At 67.5% G+C, this 6,468-nt stretch carries 5 protein-coding genes and 1 pseudogene; all 6 read left to right on the top strand.

Going from position 1 to position 6,468, the window contains the following annotated elements:
• Window positions 1-90 precede the first annotated feature (90 nt).
• The 6 genes and pseudogenes from ACY5KJ_RS16275 to ACY5KJ_RS16250 all read left to right on the top strand — a co-directional run bounded on the left by ACY5KJ_RS16275 (window position 91) and on the right by ACY5KJ_RS16250 (window position 6,244).
• Window positions 91-1,521, top strand: a complete 1,431-nt coding sequence (locus ACY5KJ_RS16275) for a thioester reductase domain-containing protein (RefSeq protein ID WP_462188935.1) — start codon at window positions 91-93, stop codon at window positions 1,519-1,521.
• Window positions 1,522-1,543: 22 nt separating this feature from the next.
• Window positions 1,544-1,798: pseudogene (locus ACY5KJ_RS16270) on the top strand (NAD(P)-binding protein); the annotation flags it as partial.
• Between the two features lie 135 nt (window positions 1,799-1,933).
• On the top strand, window positions 1,934-2,359 hold the full coding sequence (locus tag ACY5KJ_RS16265) for a YybH family protein (protein WP_462188936.1): 426 nt from the start codon (window positions 1,934-1,936) through the stop codon (window positions 2,357-2,359).
• A 115-nt stretch (window positions 2,360-2,474) separates the two neighbouring features.
• Window positions 2,475-3,368: an NAD(P)-dependent oxidoreductase gene (locus ACY5KJ_RS16260; protein WP_462203759.1), complete on the top strand. Its 894-nt coding sequence runs from the start codon at window positions 2,475-2,477 to the stop codon at window positions 3,366-3,368.
• Between the two features lie 134 nt (window positions 3,369-3,502).
• Window positions 3,503-5,014 (top strand): flavin monoamine oxidase family protein, encoded by a 1,512-nt coding sequence (locus ACY5KJ_RS16255; protein WP_462203758.1) that lies wholly within the window; start codon window positions 3,503-3,505, stop codon window positions 5,012-5,014.
• A 36-nt stretch (window positions 5,015-5,050) separates the two neighbouring features.
• Window positions 5,051-6,244, top strand: a complete 1,194-nt coding sequence (locus ACY5KJ_RS16250; protein WP_462203756.1) for a cytochrome P450 — start codon at window positions 5,051-5,053, stop codon at window positions 6,242-6,244.
• Window positions 6,245-6,468: the final 224 nt, after the last annotated feature.

Raw genomic sequence — 6,468 nt, 5'->3', positions numbered from 1 at the left:
GACACCAATAGACGATCATGAGAGGGCCAGTTCGATCACAAGATCAGCGACAGATCCACGGAACTGCCCCCGTCTCACCGGCGCGGCGCGGTGTCGGACTTCGTCCTTCAGGAGGTGGCGCTCGTCCTCGGACACTCGGCACCGGGAGCGGTCGAGGAGCACCAGCTCTTCTCCGACCTCGGATTCGATTCGCTCACCTCGGTGGAGCTGCGCAACCGGCTGGCCGATGCCACTGGTCTGCGGCTGCCGCCATCCCTGATCTTCGAGCGCCCGACACCCAAGGAACTGGTGGAGCACCTGGCCACCCTCCTGGTGGCCGCGCAAGGGGCGTCCTCGCGCGCCGCCGACGTCGACTTCTCCGCCGAGGTCCACCTCGACGAGGGTATTCAGCCCGCGGGCGAGATCGACCGGGTGGCCACCGACCCCGCCGAGATCCTGCTGACCGGCGCCACCGGCTTTCTCGGCGCGTTCCTGCTCCGTGATCTGATGCGATCGACGACCGCCACGGTGCACTGCCTGGTGCGGGGAGAAGACCGGGCCACGGCGACCCGCCGCCTGCGGGAGAACCTGGCTTGGTACCAGGTGTGGGAGGACATCGATCCGGCCCGTCTGTCCGTCGTCGTCGGTGACCTGGCCGCGAGCCGACTGGGCCTGGCCGAAGCCGGGTTCGACGACCTCGCCCGCCGGGTCGACGTCGTCTATCACGCCGGCGCGACGGTCAGCTGGCTGCGGCCCTACACCGAACTCGCGCCGACGAACGTCGGCGGCACCCGGGAGGTGTTGCGGCTGGCCGCGGCACACCGCACGGTTCCGGTCCACTACGTGTCGACGACCGGGGTGTTCCCCGCTCCGAGCCCTGACGCGCGCGCGGCCACCGTGACCGACCCGACCGGGCCGGCGCACCTGCTGCACAACGGTTATCTGCAGAGCAAATGGGTCGCCGAGCAGATCATCGGTCTCGGCAGGGACCGCGGACTGCCCCTCTCGGTGTACCGGGTGGATGTCGTGTGCGGCGACCAGATGACCGGCGCCTGCCAGACCAGGGATTTTGTCTGGTTGAGCCTCCGGGGAATCCTGGAGGCCCAGGCGGTGCCCGAGAGCCTCGCCGGCGTCGTCCACATGGTTCCCGTGGACTACGTCAGCACGGCGATCGTGGCTCTCTCCACGCTGCGGGACACCGCTGGCCGGACCTTCCATCTGTACAACCGGCAGAATCAGACGTTCGCCGAGTTCGTCGATCACCTCAGATCCTTCGGATACCACCTGCCCGCGCTGGACTGGGACTCGTGGTCGGCCCGCGTGCGCGGGGACCGGAAGAACGCGATGTTCCCGCTGCTGGACTCGTTCGAGGGAATGAACGCAGGCAACGGCCTGGCCACCTATCCGCCGATCGATGTCTCGGACACCGAACACGCGCTGCGGGAAACCAGCATTGAATGCCCGGCGGTCGATCGTGGCCTGTTCGAGAGATATGTGATCTTCTTCGTCAAGGCGGGCTATTTTCCGCCCCCCACCCTTTAGCACGCAGCAGGGGAGTGACCGCATGGCGGAAACATCTGGACGTGATCGTGTGGTTGTGCTCGGCGCAAGCATGGCCGGGCTGTTGGCAGCGCGTGTGCTGGCGGACCGGTACACCGAGGTCGTCCTCGTCGACCGTGACGACCTCACCGGGCACGACGCCGCCGGGGGGCACCGTGACACCCGACGAGGCGTCCCGCACGGCGAGCACCTGCACAACCTGCTGGCCGCTGGTCTCCTCGTCCTGGAGGAACTGTTCCCGGGGATCACCGAGGAGCTGACCCGGTAATCGGGTCGATTCCTCTCACGTCTATACACGATTACCGACACAAGACCGGATCGAGGAACGCTCGCTGCTAGCCTGCGAGCAGGTCCACGCCATATGCCGTCAGTATACGAATGGAGCAAATGTGCCGTGACCGAAACTCAATACGCACTGGTACGTGACATCAACCTGCACCAGGAGGCCTTCGGAGCCGCTTTCAACTCCGGTGACGCCGCCGCGGTCAATGCGATGTACACCGACGACGCGGTCGGGATGTGGGAGCCGGGAAAGCCCCTCCGCGGCCAGGTCCGCCGCGACTACGTGGCTGAATTTCTGGCGACTCGCAAACCGTCCGTGGAAGCGACGGTGCGCCAGAAGCTGGTGGTCGGCGACACCGCCATGCTTGTGGTCGAGTGGCGGATGGACACGATCGGCGCAAACGGCGAACCCGAGCCGCTGGACGGCGTCGCCATCGACGTCCTGCGTCAGGGCGAGAACGGCTACTGGCGTTACGTCGTAGACAACCCCTTCGGTGTCAGCGGCCCGTGGGCCGCCGAGGACGAGAGACGGGAATAGATCGACGCACGAAACGCGGACGCGGGTCACATCACCGCGCTGGCACGCCTGGGACCGGCGAACGAACGATCACATCCATCGCGGCGGACGCCGCACGACATCCGGAGAAGCTCCTGTGTCCACCCCCTCAGTCTCCGCATCGCCGGTCACCGTCGTCGGACTCGGCCTGATGGGCCGCGCGCTGGCGGCGGCCTTCCTGTCCAACGGCCACCCGACCACGGTCTGGAACCGCTCGGCAGGGAAGGCAGACGATCTGGTCGCCAACGGCGCGACCCTCGCCCCATCGATCAGGGCCGCGGTCGAGGCAAGCCCACTCGTCGTCATCTGCGTCTCCGACTACGACGCCGTGCACGAGCTGCTGGACCCGGTCGGCGCCGCCCTGGACGGCCGGACGCTGGTCAACCTGACCACGGCCAGTTCCACTGTGGCGCGTGAGACCGCCAGCTGGGCGGCCCAGCTCGGCAGCACCTATCTCGACGGCGCGATCCTGGCTCTCCCCCAGGCCATCGGCACCGCCGAGGCCACGGTGCTGTACTCCGGACCGAAGGCGGCCTTCGACGGGCACCTGGCCACCCTGCAGGTACTCAGCCAGACCGGGACCGTCTATCTCGACGAGGACCACGGTCTGTCCGCCCTCTATGACATGTCCGTCCTCAGCATCATGTGGGGCGTCCTCAACACCTTCTTGCACGGTGCCGCGCTCCTGGGCACCGCGAGTGTTCCGGCGACCACTTTCGCGAGCCTGGCGGTCACGGCGATCAACGTCACGGCCGACTACGTCACCGCCTACGCGCAGCAGATCGACGAGGACAGGTTCCCGGCCACCGACGCCACCGTCAACGTCCACGTGGGCGGCATGGAGCACCTCGTGGAGGAGAGCAAAGTGCTCGGCGTCAACGCGGAACTCCCGACCTTCTTCCTGGAGCTGGCGAAGCGCGCGGTGGCCGACGGCCACGCCGAGGACAGCTACGCGGCGCTGATCAAGCAGTTCCGCAAGCCCTCCGCCTGACCCAGCCCAGCCACCCGGAACGGCGCGGGGAATCCGAGGCGCAGGCCGCATGCGCCGGATTCCCCGCACGTCCGGAACGCGGCGACATCCACACCGCCTCGACGACCACAGACCGTAACGCGGGGGGATTCACCTTGACCACGCATGAAGACGGAGCGCACACAGGCTCGTCCATCCGTTCGTTCTCTCGCAGGACCGCGCTCAGGGCAGGTGGCCTGGCCGTCGCCGGATCCGCGCTCGGGGTCGGCCTCCCCGGTGTGGCCGAGGCCGTCGAACAGGGCCACGCGGGCCATCGCGACTACGACAACATCGTTGTCGGGGCCGGCCTGGCCAGCCTCACCGCCGCCCGCGAGCTGCGGCGCAAGGGACAGCGGGTGCTTGTGCTCGAGGCACGCGACCGCATCGGCGGGCGGACATGGACCGACACCTTCAACGGCTCTGAGATCGAGCGCGGCGGCGCCTGGGTCGACCCGCTGCAGCCCCATGTGTGGCGCGAGATAGCGCGCTACGGCCTGTCGGTCGTGGCCGACGCGGGACCCGAGCGCGTGATCATGCCAACCCTCACCGGATTCGCCGAGTACGATCCGGTCGAAGCCTACACCCGGCAGGGCGAACTCTTCACTCCTTTCTTCGACGGCTCACGCGACTACTTCCCGAAGCCGTACGAACCGTTCGCCCGCGAGGATCTGATCACACCGCTGGACCGGCTGAGCCTGCGCGACCGGCTCGACCAGCTCGCCTACCCGCCCCAGGACGAGATCCGCATGACCAGCACCACCGCGCTCTACGGCGCTCCGAGCGCGCGCGGCTCGATGCTCCAGCTGTCGCAGTGGTGGGCACTCGCGGGCTGGAACTACCAGAGCTTCTCCGGAGTGAACACCTTCCGCATGGAGAAGGGCACCATCGCCCTGGCCGAGGCCATCCTGAAGGACGGCAGTCCAGACCTCCGGCTCAACTCCCCCGTCACGTCGATCACTCAGAGCAATGGAAGGGTGCGGGTAGGGACCCGCACGGGGGCGACCTACACCGTGCCCGAGGTCGTCATAGCCGTCCCGGTCAACGTCTGGAAGACCATCAGCTTCGGCCCGGCGCTGCCATCGGAGTACCGCAGGGCAAGCAGCCAGGGCTACGGTGTGCCACGCCAGAAGAAACTGTGGCTGGATCTCACCAGTCCCACGGACCGGTTCATCGCCGAGGCGCCCGAGGGCTATCCCCTCGTCATCATGGGCCGGCTGAACGAGAACGCGCCGGTCGTCGCCTTCACAGTGGACGACAGGCTTGACGTCGGCAACCGTGCCCAGGTCGAGGCGGCGGTACGCAGGATCATCCCGGACGCGCAGCTTCGCAGGCACACCGTGACGGACTGGCAGGCAGACCAGTACGCCCTCGGTGGGCCCGCGTACCGGCAGCCCTTCCAGCTCACACAGCTACACCGTGCGATCAGCCAGCCCTTCGGGCGGATCAGATTCTGCGGCGACGATCTTGCCCTTGGCTGGAGCGGGTACATGGACGGCGCCATCGAATCGGGTCTTCGGGTCGCCGGTTCACCAACGTTGTCCTCGTCGTCGCCTGCGGCGCCCGAGGGTCGCCGCCCGGTGACACCCCAAGTCGATCACAGAATCTACCGCCCCGTCCATCGTCTGTGATCAGCGATCCAACGGCAGTGAGATCGGGAGTAGGCCATGCCAACGACGAACCAATCCGCGACCGAGGCTGTGGACTCGCTGTTCTCCTGGTTCCGGGAGATGCACGACCAGCATCCGATTCATCACAGTGAGGAGTACGGATGGCAGTTGTTCCGGCATGCCGACATCGCCCATGTCCTCACCGATCCGAAGACGTTCTCCTCGGAGACGGTGCGACTGTTCAACGAACCGCAGCCTGATCTCGACCTGTTCCTGATGGGGAACCTGGTCACCAGCGACCCGCCCCACCACCGGATGCTGCGCCAGGTCATCAGCCATGCCTTCACACCGCACGCGGTGTCGGTGCTGTCCGAGCGGATCGCTCGGATCACCCACTCCCTGCTCGACCGCACGGCCGGCTCCGACACCTTCGATCTGATCGACACGCTGGCCTATCCCCTACCGATCACCGTGGTCGCCGAGATGCTCGGCCTGCCCCACGAGGACGTGCCGATGTTCCGGGCATGGGGCGACGCGCTGGGCGCCCTCGACGCGGCGACGGTGCCGCCCGAGGTCATGGAGGCCGAGGTCGCTCCCGCCATCCGGGAGATGAACTCGTACATCCTTGATCATGTGCGGAGGCGCCGGGAAAGCCCGACCGACGATCTGCTCAGTGACCTGGCGCAGGCGAGTATCGACGGCAAGCCGTTGCGCGACGGCGATCTGATCGGCCTGATCGGCCTGACCATGTTCGCCGGCCACGCCGCGTCGATGGCCATGATCGGCAACGCGATCGTCGTCCTCGACCGCCACCCCGAGACGTTCGCGGCCGTCCGCTCGGACCGCGATCTGCTGCCGGGCGCCATCGAGGAGCTGATGCGCCTGTACCCACCCTTCTCCCGGATGGCGCGCGTGACCACCACGCAGACGGAGCTCGCGGGGCAGCAGATCGGCAAGGACGAGCTGGTGACGCTGTGGACCGGCGCGGCCAGCAGGGACCCGGGACGCTATCCGGATCCCGACCGCTTCGACATCCACCGCAACACCGGCGGGCACCTCGCCTTCGGCCAGGGCATCCATTTCTGCCTCGGCGCACCGCTGGCCCGGCTGGAGGTCAGGATCGTGCTCAACGCGCTGTTTGATCGTTTCGACGACATCGCCGTGGACTACTCGGGCGGGGTCGAGTTCGAGAACCCTATGCAGATCATCTGCCCTCGGCGGCTACTGGTGCGCGTCACCGGGCGGTCCTAGCACGGCACGCCGCCGCCGCGGCGGGTCGAACTTCGTGGAGAACATGCCCCCCGCCAGCGCCGACCTTTCCCCCTTGCCCGCCATCCGAGAGTAGCGGGCAAGGGGGCGCGTCACGTCGACGGTGACCTCCCGGTCAGCCGGTCATGTCGACGGATTGCCATGTTTGCGTACCGGGATGTCGGCGTTCTTCGCCCGCAGCGCGGCGAGCGCCCGGACGAGAATTG

This window comes from Frankia sp. CcWB3 (genome assembly GCF_977927595.1).
This window is presented reverse-complemented; position numbering and strand designations above follow the sequence as displayed.